This window comes from Virgibacillus ainsalahensis, from assembly GCF_055380755.1.
The window spans coordinates 2014330-2029223 of sequence record NZ_AP043943.1 but is presented as its reverse complement, the minus strand read 5'-3'; the positions used below and the strand labels follow the sequence as shown (position 1 = coordinate 2029223).

18 protein-coding genes are annotated in these 14894 nt (G+C 36.5%); 15 read left to right on the top strand and 3 right to left on the bottom strand.

What is annotated here, in order from left to right:
- Positions 1 to 140 precede the first annotated feature (140 nt).
- Positions 141 to 287 (bottom strand): sporulation histidine kinase inhibitor Sda, encoded by a 147-nt coding sequence (gene sda / locus ACZ427_RS09900; RefSeq protein WP_461177555.1) that lies wholly within the window; start codon positions 285 to 287, stop codon positions 141 to 143.
- 416 nt (positions 288 to 703) lie between these two features.
- Between sda and ACZ427_RS09895 the strand changes: the two genes are divergently transcribed.
- The 11 genes from ACZ427_RS09895 to ACZ427_RS09845 all read left to right on the top strand — a co-directional run bounded on the left by ACZ427_RS09895 (position 704) and on the right by ACZ427_RS09845 (position 9540).
- Positions 704 to 1219, top strand: coding sequence for a YqeG family HAD IIIA-type phosphatase (locus tag ACZ427_RS09895; RefSeq protein WP_461177556.1), 516 nt, complete (start codon positions 704 to 706; stop codon positions 1217 to 1219).
- A 2-nt stretch (positions 1220 to 1221) separates the two neighbouring features.
- On the top strand, positions 1222 to 2322 hold the full coding sequence (yqeH, locus tag ACZ427_RS09890) for a ribosome biogenesis GTPase YqeH (RefSeq protein ID WP_461177557.1): 1101 nt from the start codon (positions 1222 to 1224) through the stop codon (positions 2320 to 2322).
- A gap of 13 nt (positions 2323 to 2335) precedes the next feature.
- Positions 2336 to 3181, top strand: coding sequence for a shikimate dehydrogenase (gene aroE / locus ACZ427_RS09885; protein WP_461177558.1), 846 nt, complete (start codon positions 2336 to 2338; stop codon positions 3179 to 3181).
- 1 nt (position 3182) lies between these two features.
- Positions 3183 to 3473, top strand: a complete 291-nt coding sequence (yhbY, locus tag ACZ427_RS09880; RefSeq protein WP_461177559.1) for a ribosome assembly RNA-binding protein YhbY — start codon at positions 3183 to 3185, stop codon at positions 3471 to 3473.
- Between the two features lie 11 nt (positions 3474 to 3484).
- Positions 3485 to 4054, top strand: coding sequence for a nicotinate-nucleotide adenylyltransferase (locus tag ACZ427_RS09875; RefSeq protein WP_461177560.1), 570 nt, complete (start codon positions 3485 to 3487; stop codon positions 4052 to 4054).
- Positions 4041 to 4613, top strand: a complete 573-nt coding sequence (gene yqeK / locus ACZ427_RS09870) for a bis(5'-nucleosyl)-tetraphosphatase (symmetrical) YqeK (RefSeq protein WP_461177561.1) — start codon at positions 4041 to 4043, stop codon at positions 4611 to 4613. The genes ACZ427_RS09875 and yqeK overlap by 14 nt, the downstream gene beginning before the upstream one ends.
- 3 nt (positions 4614 to 4616) lie before the next feature.
- Positions 4617 to 4973, top strand: a complete 357-nt coding sequence (gene rsfS, locus ACZ427_RS09865) for a ribosome silencing factor (protein ID WP_461177562.1) — start codon at positions 4617 to 4619, stop codon at positions 4971 to 4973.
- Positions 4974 to 4976: 3 nt separating this feature from the next.
- Positions 4977 to 5726, top strand: a complete 750-nt coding sequence (locus ACZ427_RS09860) for a class I SAM-dependent DNA methyltransferase (protein ID WP_464883417.1) — start codon at positions 4977 to 4979, stop codon at positions 5724 to 5726.
- 278 nt (positions 5727 to 6004) lie between these two features.
- A complete protein-coding gene (locus tag ACZ427_RS09855) occupies positions 6005 to 6601 on the top strand; it encodes a helix-hairpin-helix domain-containing protein (protein ID WP_461177564.1) in 597 nt (198 codons plus the stop codon).
- Between the two features lie 68 nt (positions 6602 to 6669).
- On the top strand, positions 6670 to 7233 hold the full coding sequence (locus ACZ427_RS09850; RefSeq protein ID WP_461177565.1) for a ComE operon protein 2: 564 nt from the start codon (positions 6670 to 6672) through the stop codon (positions 7231 to 7233).
- Between the two features lie 21 nt (positions 7234 to 7254).
- Positions 7255 to 9540 (top strand): DNA internalization-related competence protein ComEC/Rec2, encoded by a 2286-nt coding sequence (locus tag ACZ427_RS09845; protein WP_461177566.1) that lies wholly within the window; start codon positions 7255 to 7257, stop codon positions 9538 to 9540.
- A gap of 93 nt (positions 9541 to 9633) precedes the next feature.
- On the opposite strand, the gene ACZ427_RS09840 is transcribed toward ACZ427_RS09845, so the two are convergent.
- Positions 9634 to 9768, bottom strand: a complete 135-nt coding sequence (locus tag ACZ427_RS09840) for a YqzM family protein (protein WP_461177567.1) — start codon at positions 9766 to 9768, stop codon at positions 9634 to 9636.
- A gap of 304 nt (positions 9769 to 10072) precedes the next feature.
- On the opposite strand from ACZ427_RS09840, the gene holA reads away from it, so the two are divergent.
- Positions 10073 to 11092, top strand: coding sequence for a DNA polymerase III subunit delta (gene holA, locus ACZ427_RS09835; RefSeq protein WP_461177568.1), 1020 nt, complete (start codon positions 10073 to 10075; stop codon positions 11090 to 11092).
- Between the two features lie 122 nt (positions 11093 to 11214).
- Here holA and rpsT read toward each other — a convergent pair whose 3' ends face one another.
- Entirely contained in the window at positions 11215 to 11481 is a 267-nt protein-coding gene (gene rpsT, locus ACZ427_RS09830; RefSeq protein WP_461177569.1) for a 30S ribosomal protein S20, read from the bottom strand.
- Positions 11482 to 11693: 212 nt separating this feature from the next.
- On the opposite strand from rpsT, the gene gpr reads away from it, so the two are divergent.
- From gpr to ACZ427_RS09815, 3 genes are all read left to right on the top strand, one after another.
- The gene (gpr, locus tag ACZ427_RS09825; RefSeq protein WP_461177570.1) at positions 11694 to 12797 is read left to right on the top strand and encodes a GPR endopeptidase; all 1104 of its coding nucleotides are present in this window, start codon (positions 11694 to 11696) and stop codon (positions 12795 to 12797) included.
- Between the two features lie 107 nt (positions 12798 to 12904).
- Positions 12905 to 14077, top strand: coding sequence for a stage II sporulation protein P (gene spoIIP / locus ACZ427_RS09820; RefSeq protein ID WP_461177571.1), 1173 nt, complete (start codon positions 12905 to 12907; stop codon positions 14075 to 14077).
- Between the two features lie 13 nt (positions 14078 to 14090).
- Positions 14091 to 14399 carry a hypothetical protein gene (locus ACZ427_RS09815; RefSeq protein ID WP_461177572.1) on the top strand — a complete coding sequence of 103 codons (309 nt, stop codon included), beginning with the start codon at positions 14091 to 14093 and terminating at the stop codon, positions 14397 to 14399.
- Positions 14400 to 14894 lie beyond the last annotated feature (495 nt).

The following is a 14894-nucleotide window of genomic DNA, read 5'->3' as shown; positions in this document are numbered from 1 at the left end:
TACTTTTCAATGATAATCTAAAGCCAATTATCCAAGCAATAGTTTAACATAATATTGTTTGAAGAAAAATAAATAACCCCTCTGAATCAAGAAATTCAGAGGGGTTAACACTTTTCTTCTTATTTAAGTATTATTTAACTTTAACCTGATTTTGAGCTTTTTATTTTGTAAGATAAACATCTTCTGAGAATTTCTTCTTCAATTAAAGATAGAAAATCAGGGCTTAAATTTAACTCATTTGCTTTGTGATAAGATTCAATCAATAATTCATCCGACAAATGTTCCATAAATAGAGCCCTCCTAAATTTAACTTCATTATGTTTTGAAGTATTTATAATTTACCATGATTCCAAACCCAGTACAAGGCGAGAGTTATCTACATCAACCTGTAGATAACTTGTGTACAAGCAGTGATAATTTATTATTGGTAGTGTGGTATCAGCTAATTTATTGTGTATAAAGTTATCCACAATGCGTGATTTGAAGGAATTTGTCGAACGATTTTTGCAAAAGCTATTGGAATCATACATAAAGTTACAACAATTTGTCACATGCTTGCTAAGTCGACACCACTTAAACAAAATTCTTCTTACTTTTGAAGGAAGTTTCACTTTATTATTGGATTAAGTTATTATAGGATTAGGTATTAGCAAGAGATATACGGGTCTTGAGGCAATAGTCAGGTGAGAATGAGGTGTAGTGTATGTTGAAGTTTTTTTTGCCGAATGAACATGTGAAGAGCGTATTTGATATTCAGCCGGCAATTTTAAAACAGAAAGGAATCAAAGGGATTATTACTGATTTAGATAACACGCTTGTAGCATGGGATGTTAAAGATGCTACTCCTGAAGTGGTTCAGTGGTTTGAATTGATGAGGGACCATGATATAAAAGTGACGATTATTTCAAATAATAATCAAGAACGTGTAAAAATCTTTTCGGATCCATTGAAAACACCATTTGTGTATAGTGCCCGAAAACCATTAAGTCGGGCATTTAAAACGGTAGCCAAGCAGATGGGTTTAAAGAAAGAAGAAGTTGTGGTAATCGGCGATCAGGTATTGACAGACGTTCTCGGTGGTAATTTTGCCGGATTTTATACAATGTTAGTCATACCGATTGTACAAACCGATGGAAAAATAACGAAAATAAACCGTAAAATAGAACGTCGCATTTTAAACTATATGCGTAAAAAAGGTAAAATTAGCTGGGAGGAATAATGGTGGAAAAAATATTTTGTCAGGGCTGCGGTATTGAGATTCAAACATCAGATTCGGGCGCACCTGGTTACACACCGCAATCATCACTTAATAAAGAAAACCTGTTATGTAAAAGATGCTTCCGATTGAAACATTATAATGAAATACAGGATGTTTCCATTACGGACGATGACTTTCTGAAAATGGTAAGCAGTATCAGGGATGCGCAAGGCCTGGTCGTTCATGTGATTGATATATTTGATGTTGATGGAAGTTTAATAAAGAGTCTGCCTCGTATTATCGGTAACAATCCAATTATTCTGGTCGGTAATAAAATTGACTTACTACCAAAATCAACCAATAACAGAAAACTTATTCAATGGCTCAGATCCTCTGCAAAGGAAGCCGGAATTAAGGTGAAGGATGTCTTCCTCATTTCATCTTCAAAAGGTTTCGGAATAGAAGAACTGACTACTGAAATTGAACATTACCGAGAAAATAAAGATGTTTATATAGTAGGTACTACAAATGTCGGGAAATCAACATTTATTAACCGTTTGATTAAACAATCAAATGGCATCGAGGATGTTATTACAACATCCTATTTTCCAGGGACGACTTTGGGCTTTATTGAAATCCCGTTAGATGACGACACTGCATTAATTGATACACCCGGTATTGTTAATAAGCAACAAATGGCTCACTATGTTTCGAATCAGGATTTAAAATTAATTACACCAAATAAGGAAATCAAACCGAGGATATACCAGTTGGATGAACATCAGACATTATTTTTTGGCGGATTGGCACGGCTGGATTTTATTAAAGGAGAAAAACAGTCATTTGTATGTTATTTTTCCAACCAGCTTCCAATCCATCGGACAAAGTTGGATAATGCTGACACACTTTATGAAAACCATATTGGGGAACTTTTATCACCCCCAGATGATGAAACAATGGACAAACTGCCGGATTTAACAGAGAGTACGTTTAGAATAACAGAGAATAAGATGGACATTGTTTTTCCTGGGCTTGGTTGGGTAAGTATTACTGGACGAGATGTCACTGTAGCTGCACACAGTCCGAAAAATGTAGCAGTCTCTGTCAGAAAATCACTGCTTTAGGAGGCGTTTTTTAATGGATTATCGTTTTGCACTAATTGGTTATCCTATCCAGCATTCACTGTCGCCATGGATTCATGAAAAATTCATAAAACAAGCGAATCTTTCCGGAGAGTACAAACTTAATGAAATTAAACCTGAAGATTCTTTTACAGAAAAAGTGGAACAGTTGAAAAGAGAGGGTGTAGATGGCTTTAACGTAACCGTTCCCTATAAAGAAAAAATCATTCCTTTGTTGGATGAAATTGATGAGGGTGCGAGCAAAATTGGAGCGGTCAATACAGTCGTTAATAATCATGGGAAATGGGTAGGTTATAATACAGATGGAATAGGGTATTTACGATCATTGGATAGTAAATTTCCGGATTTTTTTACAGATAAAACAAAGCATATTCTGTTGATTGGTTCGGGAGGGGCGACACGAGGAATTTACTATGCACTCTCAGAAGCGGGCTTCTTGAATATTGATATCTCCAACCGAACGCCTGAAAAAGCTGAAGGGTTGGTCAATCTGAAAAAAGAGAATACAAAAACAACTGTTTATTCATTGGAAGAGGTCCAGAAACAAATAATAAACTATGATGTCATTATCCAGACAACTTCTGTTGGTATGAAACCAGCATATGAGAAAATTATTTTTCCAATCTCAGAGCTGAAAACTTCCAGTATCGTCAGTGATATCATTTATCAGCCTATCGATACAACATTTTTGAAACAGGCAAAAGCAGCAGGAGCTCAGGTACACTTTGGGCATACTATGCTTTTGTACCAGGCCCAGTACGCATTTGAAATCTGGACAGGTAAGAGAGTGCCAATTGGCAATATGGACGAGCAACTACAACTTATTTTGGAAGGAAGATAATATGTTAACAGGTAAACAAAAAAGATTTTTACGTTCGGAAGCACATCATTTAAAACCAATTTTTCAAGTTGGAAAAACAGGTGTGAATGAAAATATGGTGCAACAAATAAACGAGGCTTTGGAAAAACGTGAGTTAATTAAAGTTAGTATTCTGCAAAATTGTATGGACGACAAAAATACAGTTGCAGATCAGTTAAGTGAAGGAACGGAAGCTGAAATCGTTCAGATTATCGGGAATAATATTGTGTTGTATAAAGAATCAGAGGAAAACAAACAAATCGAGTTACCTTAAAGGAGACAATCATGCGTAGCGTAGGTATTTTAGGAGGGACTTTTGATCCGCCGCACACTGGACATCTGATCATTGCTGAAGAAACAAGGCTGGCACTGGAACTGGATGAAATATGGTTCATTCCATCCTACACCCCTCCGCATAAAGATAAAGCGAAGTCCAGTGCAAAAGACAGAATGAATATGTTGAAAAAAGCGATTGATGGTAATCCTTCGTTTAAAATGAATACAATAGAAATAGAGCGCTTAGGAAAATCGTATACTTTTGACACCATGTCAGCACTGGTCAATGATCATCCCGATATTGATTTCCGGTTTATTATTGGAGCAGATATGGTTGAATATCTGCCGCATTGGGATCGAATTGACAAACTCACTAACCTTGTTCAGTTCGTAGGTGTTAAGCGAAAAGGGCATCAACTGGATTCACCTTATCCTGTTACTGAAGTAGAAGTACCAGTGATTGATATTTCATCTACCTTTATAAGGGAGCGTTTAGCAGATCGAACATCAGTTAATTATCTAATTCCGGACAAGGTTAATGCCTATATTAAGGAGAATCATTTGTATGAAAATAGATGAAGCCATAAACTATGTAAAACCTTTATTAACAAAAGAACGATTTGAACATTCACTGAGGGTTGCTGAAACAGCAGTCAAACTTGCAAAATTATATGATGAATCAGAGGAGAAAGCTGAGCTTGCTGGGGTTTGTCATGATTATTGTAAATACCGCCCTCTGGAAAAAATGAAAAAGCAGATTTTGGAAAGTTCTTTACCAAAGGATTTACTTCAATTTCATCATGAATTATGGCATGGCCCAGTCGGGGCTCTTTTGTTAGAAAAAGAATTGGGAATAAATGACAAATCCATACAAAATTCCGTTCACTACCATACTACTGGAAGAGCAAACATGAGCAAATTGGAATTGATTATTTTTTTAGCGGATTATATTGAACCAGGAAGAAGTTTTCCAGGAATCGATGAAGTAAGGGAAATGGCGGAGCAAGATCTAATACAAGCATGTTGGATGACATCCAAAAATACGATACAATATTTAATGAAAAAAAATGTACCTGTCTATCCGGATACATTCCATGCATATAATGATTTAACAAAAAAATTAAATGGGGGTCATTAATTAATGAAAAGTGAAGAAATTCTTCAAGCTGCTGCGGATGCCTGTGATGATAAAAGAGCTGAGGATATTATTGCATTAGATATGAATCAGGTATCGCTTGTTGCAGATTATTTTTTGATTTGTCATGGTAATAATGAACGTCAGGTTCAGGCAATCGCAAGAGCCATTAAAGAGACGATGGATGAACAAGATATTCATGTGGAACGTATAGAAGGTATTGATCAGGCGCGCTGGGTTCTAGTTGATATTGGTGACATTGTATGCCATGTTTTCCATAAAGACGAGCGGTATTATTATAATCTGGAACGCCTTTGGGGTGATTCATCACACATTGAATTACATGTAGGTCAAGAAGGGTGAACCATGGTATATCAGCAGATGGCTTATTTATATGACAAATTAATGGATCATGCACCGTATGATGAATGGGCTGCATTTACCCAAAAAGCTTTTGAGCGATCAGGCAAGCACATAAAAAAAATAGCCGACCTGGGATGTGGTACTGGTGAAATAACCATGAAATTGGCTGAAGCCGGATACAATATGACCGGGGTTGACTATTCTGAAGAGATGCTCACATATGCCCAACAGAAAGCAAGTGAAACGAATTATTCCATTCAGTGGATTTGTCAGGATTTGAGAGAAATTCAAGGACTGACTAATTTAGATGCGGCCGTAAGTTATTGTGATGTTATAAATTATATTACAGCCCAAGATGAATTAAAAGCGGTTTTTAAAAGCGTAGCGAGTGCTTTAAAAGAGGGCGGTATGTTTTTATTTGATGTACACTCCATGAATTATGTAGAAGAGAAACTGAAAAATCACACGTTCGCCGATGTGACGGATGATGCTTCCTATATCTGGTTTTGCACAGAGGGAGAAAATACTGGTGAGATGTATCATGACCTTACATTTTTTACCTTATCCGGAGAAAATTATGAAAGGTTTGATGAATATCATCACCAGCGAACATATCCTGTTGAATTTTTTCAAAGGTTATTGAATGAATCAGGTTTTCAAAATACACGAATTTACGCTGATTTTCAGCTGGATAATAATTCACTTGAAAATGCAGAGAGGATTTTTTTTATTACAGAAAAAAGGTCGGAATAACAAAATATTTCCGATCTTTTTTAGCAGTTAAGAAACCAACATGGCGGTTAAGAGCATGCAGTCACCATCTTTAATAAAAACAGCTAATTTAACTAGAAAATTGTTTTCTAAAAGATTTGAGACTGCGTTACTCGTGGACTTTGGCCTTTTGCCACAAGTACCTAGTGAAAAGCCAAGTTTCTAATAGAAGGATTTCTTGTCAAATTGTGGTATTATATATAATAACCTCTCTTTTCCTCTTGAATTCCCCGAAAACTATCTAAGGATGTGACCCCCCATTGATCAAACCACTCAAAAAATATTCATTTTTCATCGTATTGGCAATTGTGATTATTGCATTTTTGTTTATTACAAACGATAAGGAAATGGAAGATAGCAATGCGGCTTCAAATGCTGTAGTACCTTCTCAGAATATAATGAAAAAGGAAGAAGACAATACTTCAGGGGAAATGATAGCCATCGTCGATGTGAAGGGTGCTGTAGGCAATCCGGGAGTTTATGAAATGGACATAGATTCACGGGTCAATGATGTAATCCAAAAAGCAGAAGGATTCACTTCAGATGCTGATCAGTCACAAGTGAATCTTGCCCAGAAAGTTCAGGACGAAATGATTATTATTATACCAGAAAAAGGAGAAATGTCGGAGGAGGGAGGAGAGAGCATTAACAGTAATAATTCAGATAAGATACGGATAAATCATGCAACGCAAACAGAAATAGAAAATTTAAGTGGAATAGGCCCTTCGAAAGCACAGGCTATCATAGAATACAGGGATGAGAATGGACACTTTCAATCAATAGAAGATCTGTTGGAGGTTTCCGGAATTGGAGAGAAAACATTGGAAAACCTTCGGGAAGATATACAAGTGCCTTAGTTGATTGACGAGTATTATGAGAAAAATGTAAACTAGATAAAAAAACGACAGTAAAAGGGGAATACGATATGGAAAGAATATCATGGGACCAATATTTTATGGCACAAAGCCATTTATTAGCACTTAGGAGTACATGTACAAGACTTATGGTGGGAGCAACAATCGTTAGGGAAAAACGAATAATTGCCGGCGGTTACAATGGCAGTGTTTCCGGAAGTGTGCACTGCATCGATGATGGATGTTACGTCATTGACGGTCATTGTGTTCGTACTGTACATGCGGAAGCAAATGCACTCTTGCAATGTGCAAAATTTGGTGTTCCGACTGAAAATGCTGATATTTACGTTACACACTTTCCATGTCTTCAGTGTTGTAAGCAGTTGATTCAAAGTGGCATTAATACAGTATATTATGCAGAAGACTACCATAATCATCCGTATGCCATTGAATTATTCCAGGAGGCTGGAGTACAGACAAAGAAAGTGCAACTGGATTACTTGGCAGTGGATACCAATTACAAGGAGAAAACAGCGTTTGTAAAAGCGTTGATAGAGAAACTTGATACAGAAACAAATGATGAGGCGCAATTATCTGTTGTAAAAAGTGAAGCAGAAAAGCTGTTTAAATTTTAATGATAAAAGGTGAGTAAATAAGTGAAAGGATATTGGCATTTTACTGCAATTTCGGTAGCAATTAGTATTCTCACTGTCATCTCTGATAATTACTGGTTTATAGCAGGACTACTCTTATGGTTATTCTATTTATATTTTAAGGAACGGTTAGGGAAAATCCCTATCACCATCTCCCTGACCTTCTTTCTTTTTTTTATATTGTATATCCCTTCGATTGATGAAACTAATATACCATCACCTCCCCAAAGCATTCAGCATTCCGGACACATTACCGGTCCGGTTACTTCAACAAACGAAAAGCTTGAATTCCTATTTGAAGACCAATCAGAGAATAAGGTATCTATCATCTACTTTCCTGATGAAGATACGAAAAACTCTCCTCCTATCATTCCTTCAGATATTAAATATGGAGCTGCATGTAAGATCATTGGAAAAATGGAAATGCCACCTGAAGGCAGGAACCCCGGTCAGTTCGATTATGGTAATTACTTATTGACACAAGGAATTTCATACCAGCTTGTTGTCCAGTCACTGGATGAAATTCAATGTGAAGGCTCCACATTTCTTCATCGGATCTTCAAACTTCGTACTGATTTAATGGCCAATGTAAACAAAAATGTAAGCCAATATACATCTGCATGGTTAATTGCCTTGGTATTAGGAGAAGATTCTCAAATAAGCGAAGATACCATCGAATTGTTTCAAAAATGGAGTTTATCACATATATTGGCAATATCAGGCCTGCATATCGGTTTGATAGTCGCTTTAATCTATTTTTTACTCATAAAACTTAATTTGTTGACGAAAGAAAAAGCACAATTGGTGATGCTTGTATTTCTGCCTGTTTATGCTTTAATTGCCGGAGGAGAACCCTCTGTCCTAAGGGCGAGCGCAATGGTTTTGATATTTATCATAATAAACAAAGTAAAATTGAAATTCAGTGTAACAGATGTTTTAAGCATCTCATTTCTAATTCTTATTTTACTCGATGAATATATCGTATATCATGTTGGGTTTCAGTTATCATTTCTTGTAACTCTAGCATTAATTTTATCCCGAAAATGGATAACTGAAACTGACTCCTCCTTTTTTCAGATCCTGCAAATAGGATTTGTATCCCAAATGATGATATTACCACTTTTATTTGCGTATTTTTCCTTATTTCAACCATTGTCAATTATTTTAAATTGGTTAATCGTTCCATATTTTTCGCTTTTTGTTATTCCTTTAATGTTCATATTACTGCTGTTAACACCACTCCCATCCTACTTTACCAGTGTTTTTGATACGATATTCGTTCTGCTTAACAAAGAGGTTATAGGTTTTATTGAATTTGTTGATGCCCACGCTGATTTTCCTTGGATAATGGGACCGTTGCCACTTTTATTTGTTTTGGTATACTACATCCTGTTTTTCGCCTTGATGAAAAACCTGCAGCCGGGAAATTTAAAACATGCATTCCAATATGGTATTGGGATTGTAATATTGATTATATGTATCGCTATCAAGCCATATTTTTCGCCGTCAGGAACAGTTACAATGTTGGATATTGGACAGGGTGATGCATTTATTATTGAATTGCCTTATCGTGAAGGTGTTATTTTAATTGATGCAGGCTCAACATTTTCATTTGAAGACATGAAGCCGACCGAAAATGTATATAAACAAATGATTAAACCATATTTATATTCACGGGGAATCAGTAAAATCGATGCAGTTTTTTTAACGCATGAAGATATAGATCATAACGGTTCGCTTTCGTATATAATTGAGGAAATTGATGTCGAGAAGGTTATACTCAGTAAGTTTTATGAATTAACAAATGAAACAGCTCAATCATGGGAAAGCAATGATATCGAAGTATCGCAGGTTACACGCGATGATACAATTCGAATAGGAGAACAACTTTTTCATGTACTTGCACCATATAAAAATAATTTATCCCCGAATGAAAATTCACTTGTGTTATATACAGAGCTTGGCGGGAAGAATTGGCTTTTTACAGGGGATATAGGAATAAATGAAGAAAAAGAGCTAAGCCGTACGTATCCATATTTACAAACAGATGTGTTGAAAGTGGCCCACCATGGAAGCAATACGTCAACAGACGAGGATTTTATATCACATATTAATCCCGAATATGCTCTCATTTCTGTGGGAGAAAATAATTCATTTGGACATCCGACAGCTCAAGTGCTGGAGATATTGGATAAAGAGGAAGTGATTATATTGAGAACGGATGAACACGGTGCTGTTCAATACCGGTTTAAATATAATAATGGAACCTTTTTTAAATATTTACCATAGGCTAATCTAGAAATGAAGAAATACAAAAAGAGACTGCAATTATTCAGTCTCTTTCGTTATTCATTTAATCGTCTCTAAAGGAGCAACTTGTTTTTAGCGGGTAACGATACTAATAACAACACCGATAGCAAAAATCAGGAAAAAGAAAATAAACGAGCCAGTAAAGCCCATAATAGAATCGGCCACATCATGATTTTTAGACTGTGTATTTTTTTCGAATTCGTTCATACTTAACCCCTCCTATATCATCATTAGTATAAATTAAATAATAAAAAAAATCCACCGATGGATGATATTTGTTCCATAATTCTTTTTCTCCATATTTAGAAAGACTTAACATCTATACTTTTACTTAGACGGGAAAATCTATAGGTAGACAAATATCGTTTTGATTTCAGTTTCTAGGGCTGTAATTAAAACGTTTATATAGATTGAAGGGGGAGTTGAATAAAAAAATTCCCCCTTATAAAATTTCTTGCTATTCCATGGGATCCGTTTTACCATTATTATTATAAATATTGGAGTGGATAGCATGTCATATATGGAAGTATTGAAACAAGTTAAAAGGAAGCAGATTTCCCCGGTTTTTTTACTGTACGGATCAGAATCGTACTTTATTAATAATTTAAAAAAATACATTTCGAAAGCGGTATTGACAGAGGATGAGGAGAACTTATCTACATATGATCTTGAAGAATCGCCTATTCAAGAGGTGATTGCGGATGCGGAAACATATCCTTTTTTTGGAGAAAAGAAACTGATTTTGGCCAGTAATCCAGGTTTTCTGAAGGCGAAACCGGATAAACTATCCTTTGAGCATGATTTGGCTTCGCTGGAGCGTTATTTGGAATCACCTGTGGAGTATTCGATACTCGTCATTATTGCACCATATGAAAAAATTGATGAACGGAAAAAAATAAGCAAATTGCTTAAAAAAAATGCAACTGTTGCCGTGTGCAATCCGATTAAAGAGTATGAATTGACAAAATGGATTAATAACCTGGCAGATCAGTTAAATATTTCCATTGCGAATGATGCATATGAGATTTTTGAAACAGAACTATCAACAAATCTTCAGCTTTTGGAAAGCGAACTGAAGAAAATAGCAATGTATGTTGGTGAAGAGGGAACGATAACGAAGGATATTGCAGAGGATTTAATCGCGCACACCTCTGACAGCTCTTCGTTAAGGTTAGTTGATGCGGTAATTGACCGAAATTTATATAAAGCCATAGCCATCTATAAGGATTTGGAAAAAATGAAAGAAGAGCCGATAGCTTTGATTGGTTTACTGGCATTTCAATTTCGAACGATTCTTCGTGTAAAGCTTCTAAAATTAAAGGGATATAGTCAATCCCAAATGCAAAAACAGCTTGGTGCGCACCCATATGTAATTAAAATAGCCCTTAATCGTGAAAAGCAGTTCACTGTTGGGAAGCTGCAGGGTATTATCGATAAATTAACCAATGCGGATACGGCTATGAAACAGGGCGACATGGAAAAAGGCTTAGCATTTGAATTACTGTTATACGAGCTTGTACAAGCATCATAAAAGTTATAAAACTTGGCTTAGCCCAAAGCTATAGTCATGAATTTAGCTTTAGCTGTTTATAAAGTTTTTGCTATATAGCGTTCTGGGAGTATAAAAAAACGATCCATAATAGGATCGTTTTTTTATGCTCCCAGATTATTTACTTTTTCAGCAAGACGTGATTTTTGACGATTACCGTTGTTTTGATGAATAATCCCTTTTTGAACAGCTTTATCGATATGTTTCATTGTAGTAGACAATGCAGTTTTAGCATTTTCTACGTCATTTGCTTCAACCAATTTTTCAACACGTTTAATTTGTGAACGCATTTCTGATTTTTGTGCCTGGTTGTTCACATGTTTTTTATTATTAACATCAACACGTTTGATTGCAGATTTAATATTGGCCATGTTTTCACCTCCTGTAAAAATCATTATTTAGTCAATTGTAAAATAAATTTTATCCTCATCTCAAGCATTGGTTAACCAATTACGCTTTATTAGCGGACAACAGACATTTTACCAAAGGACCAGTTTGTTTTCAATATCTTTGTTCGTTTATACATGAATTTGTATAGATTGTAAATTCTAATACTAATAATAAGCGAAAGGATGAAATAATCATGGCTGATAGAGACAAAGTTTTCCAAGTCAGGACTGATTTAGCAGTTGAAGCAAGGGATATGTATGTTGAAACGGAAGAAAAGCAAGTACAGGAAAATCAATTAAAGGGTGTAACAATAAAAGAGCAGGAAATAGATAATATAAAAATTTCTTATGTGGATATCGATAAGGAAGGCGGAAAGTTAATAGGCAAGAAAGCAGGGTCTTATATTACAATCTATGCTGATGGGGTAAAAAGGCAGGACACAGACAGACAGGAGGCTGCAGCAAAAATACTTGCAAAAGAATTGGAGCGGTTAATAGCCAAAAATGGTGTAGATGCTAATAGCACAGGGCTGATTGTTGGTCTGGGAAATTGGAATGTAACCCCAGATGCTCTTGGTCCGATGGCAGCTGAAAAGATTTTAGTTACTAGTCATTTGTTTAAAATGGAGCATGAAACGGTATCAGAGGGTTATCGCCCTGTCGCTTCTGTTACACCAGGAGTAATGGGAGTAACCGGGCTTGAAACAAGTGACATTATTTTTGGTATTGTAGAGAAGTTTAAACCTGATTTTGTCATTGCGGTTGATGCCCTTGCTTCCAGATCAATTGAGCGTGTTAACGAAACCATTCAATTATCCGACTCCGGTATACACCCTGGTTCGGGCGTGGGGAATAAACGGAAGGAATTAAGTAAAGAAACATTAGGGATTCCTGTATTGGCAATCGGAGTTCCGACTGTTGTGGACGCAGTCACAATCACGAGTGACACAATTGACTTTTTATTAAAACACTTTGGGCGTGAATGGAAGGAGAAGGACAGTCCTTCCAAATCAATAGCACCAGCAAGTTTAAACTTTGGAAACAAAGAATTTACGGAAGAAGATTTACCCAATGAAGAGGGAAGGGAGACATTTCTTGGGATAGTAGGAGGGCTGACGGAAGAAGAAAAAAGGAAGCTTATAACGGAAGTGCTAACACCAATCGGCCATAATCTGATGGTTACTCCTAAAGAAGTGGATGGTTTTATGATTGATATGGCAAATGTAATTGCAAATGGAATTAATGCCGCACTACATGAAAAAGTTGATGTTGATAATTTTGCCAATTATACAAGATAGACTTTTTCATCGTTCTACCATTTTTAAAAAATAAAGAGATTTGGTTCTAGTTCCTGAAGTCAGCTCATAGATTCTAACTAAGAGTCAACTTCAGGAAGGGTGGGACCATGCTATTAAGACATAACGAACACCATGGTAAAAGAATCCTTTTTAAAAAAAGTGCTATCTACCTAATAAGCATTGTTGTATTGTTTGTATCCATTGGTGTATTAACCACCATAAAACCAGCGTACCGTTTTTCTTCTAATATGATAACAGAATGGACAAGTGATGTAGATGGTTCTGTTTTTTTATATCTGTTAGGTATGGAAAATAAAGCATTTAAACAGGTATACCCAGAGGATCAAATGTTTCCCGGGATTTCTGCAACACTCTTTCAAATAACAACAAGTATCAAGCCAAATGATCCCAGGAGTTTACTAGGAAATGAATTGCCTGGTTTCTCTGCGTATGATAATCGAATTCTAATAGCTGGAGAAGGTACCGATTATACCAACCTGCCTATTGAATCATCGCCTCCACTGGAAGAAGTATTACGTGAGAGGGAAGCTGTATTGGAGGAAGAGGGGGAATCCGAAGATCCGGGTGAATCCAAAGACGATCAGGATGAGGTTTCACCAAGCACGGAAGGGGATATTGTATTTATTTATAATTCACATAACCGGGAATCTTTTTTACCTCACTTACCTGATGTCACGAATCCCCATCATGCACATCATCATGAAGTGAATATAACCAAGGTGAGTGACCGGCTTTCTGCATCTTTGGAGGCTGATGGTATTGGAACACAGGTTGCTGATGCGGATATTTCGAATCTTCTTAATGAGAAGGGTTTGGGATACCCTGATTCATATACAGCTTCCAGGGAAGTAGTGGAAGAAGCATTTGCCTCCAACCAGGATATTCAATATATATTTGATTTGCACCGTGATTCCATTCCCCGGGATAAAACGACAAAAGAAATAAACGGGGAGTCATATGCCAGAATTATGTTTGTCGTTGGTGCTGAACATGCAGACCACGAGCAAAATTTAGAAATAGCTACAGAACTACATTATTTAATAGAAGAAAAATACCCTGGCTTAAGCAGAGGAGTTTTACCAAAAAAAGGGGCGGGTACTAACGGTGTTTACAACCAGGATTTATCGGATAATGCGCTGTTGATTGAGTTTGGCGGCGTAGAGAATAACCTGGAAGAATTATACCGGTCTGCTGATGCTATGGCAGATGTGTTTAGTGAATTTTATTGGGATGCAGAAGAAGTAGATGCTGATTCATAGGGAGGCAGCGTAAATGATTCGTTCTTTTATTGTTATTTTACTACTTGCCGTATTTTTTCTAACTGGTATGGTGTATGGAATAGAACGTGATGATTTAGCCGGCAAGGATGAAACTATAGAGGAAATTGAGGAAAAAGAGCAAATGGTAGAGGAAACGGAGCAAATCGAAACAGTAGACCAGGCTGTCAGTCAGGAAGCGCTGGAGATGGAAGGGAAGGTACACTTTACGCAAAAGGCTGCATCCCTATTGGAAACAGTAGTTAAAGGCTTCTACGAAATGGTTGTCCAAATGCTTTATCAAATATCCCAATTATTTTTCTAGGCAGTTAAGAAACCAACATGGCGGCTAAGAACATGCCGCCATCATCGATAATGAAGACAACTAATTTAATCAGAAGGCTTACCTCTAAAAGGTGTGGGATTGCGATTACTCGTCCCACCAAAAGATATGGGACTGCGGTTACTCGTCCCACCAAAAGATATGTTGTTTTTGACACAAAAATGATAAAGCGACGTAAGAGCATGTTGATTTCCGCTCCGGGCAGTCGCTTTTCACGGGCAATGCTTCAGCCTCCTCGGAAGAAAATCACTTCCTGTGGTTATACTGAATAATTTTTCCCTTTCTAATTATTTCTAATACGAATGGAGCCCTGATTAATAAATGTAGTTAATCAGGGCTCCATTATTTCTTTTCATTGAATAAAGCCACTACTATTGCTATAATCAATGCTAGTAATTGTTAGTTCAACGAATCGGACATGTGCTGGCGGTTGAACTTCCACTTGCCCAACCTGGTTTTAACTCCAAGGTTTGAAGC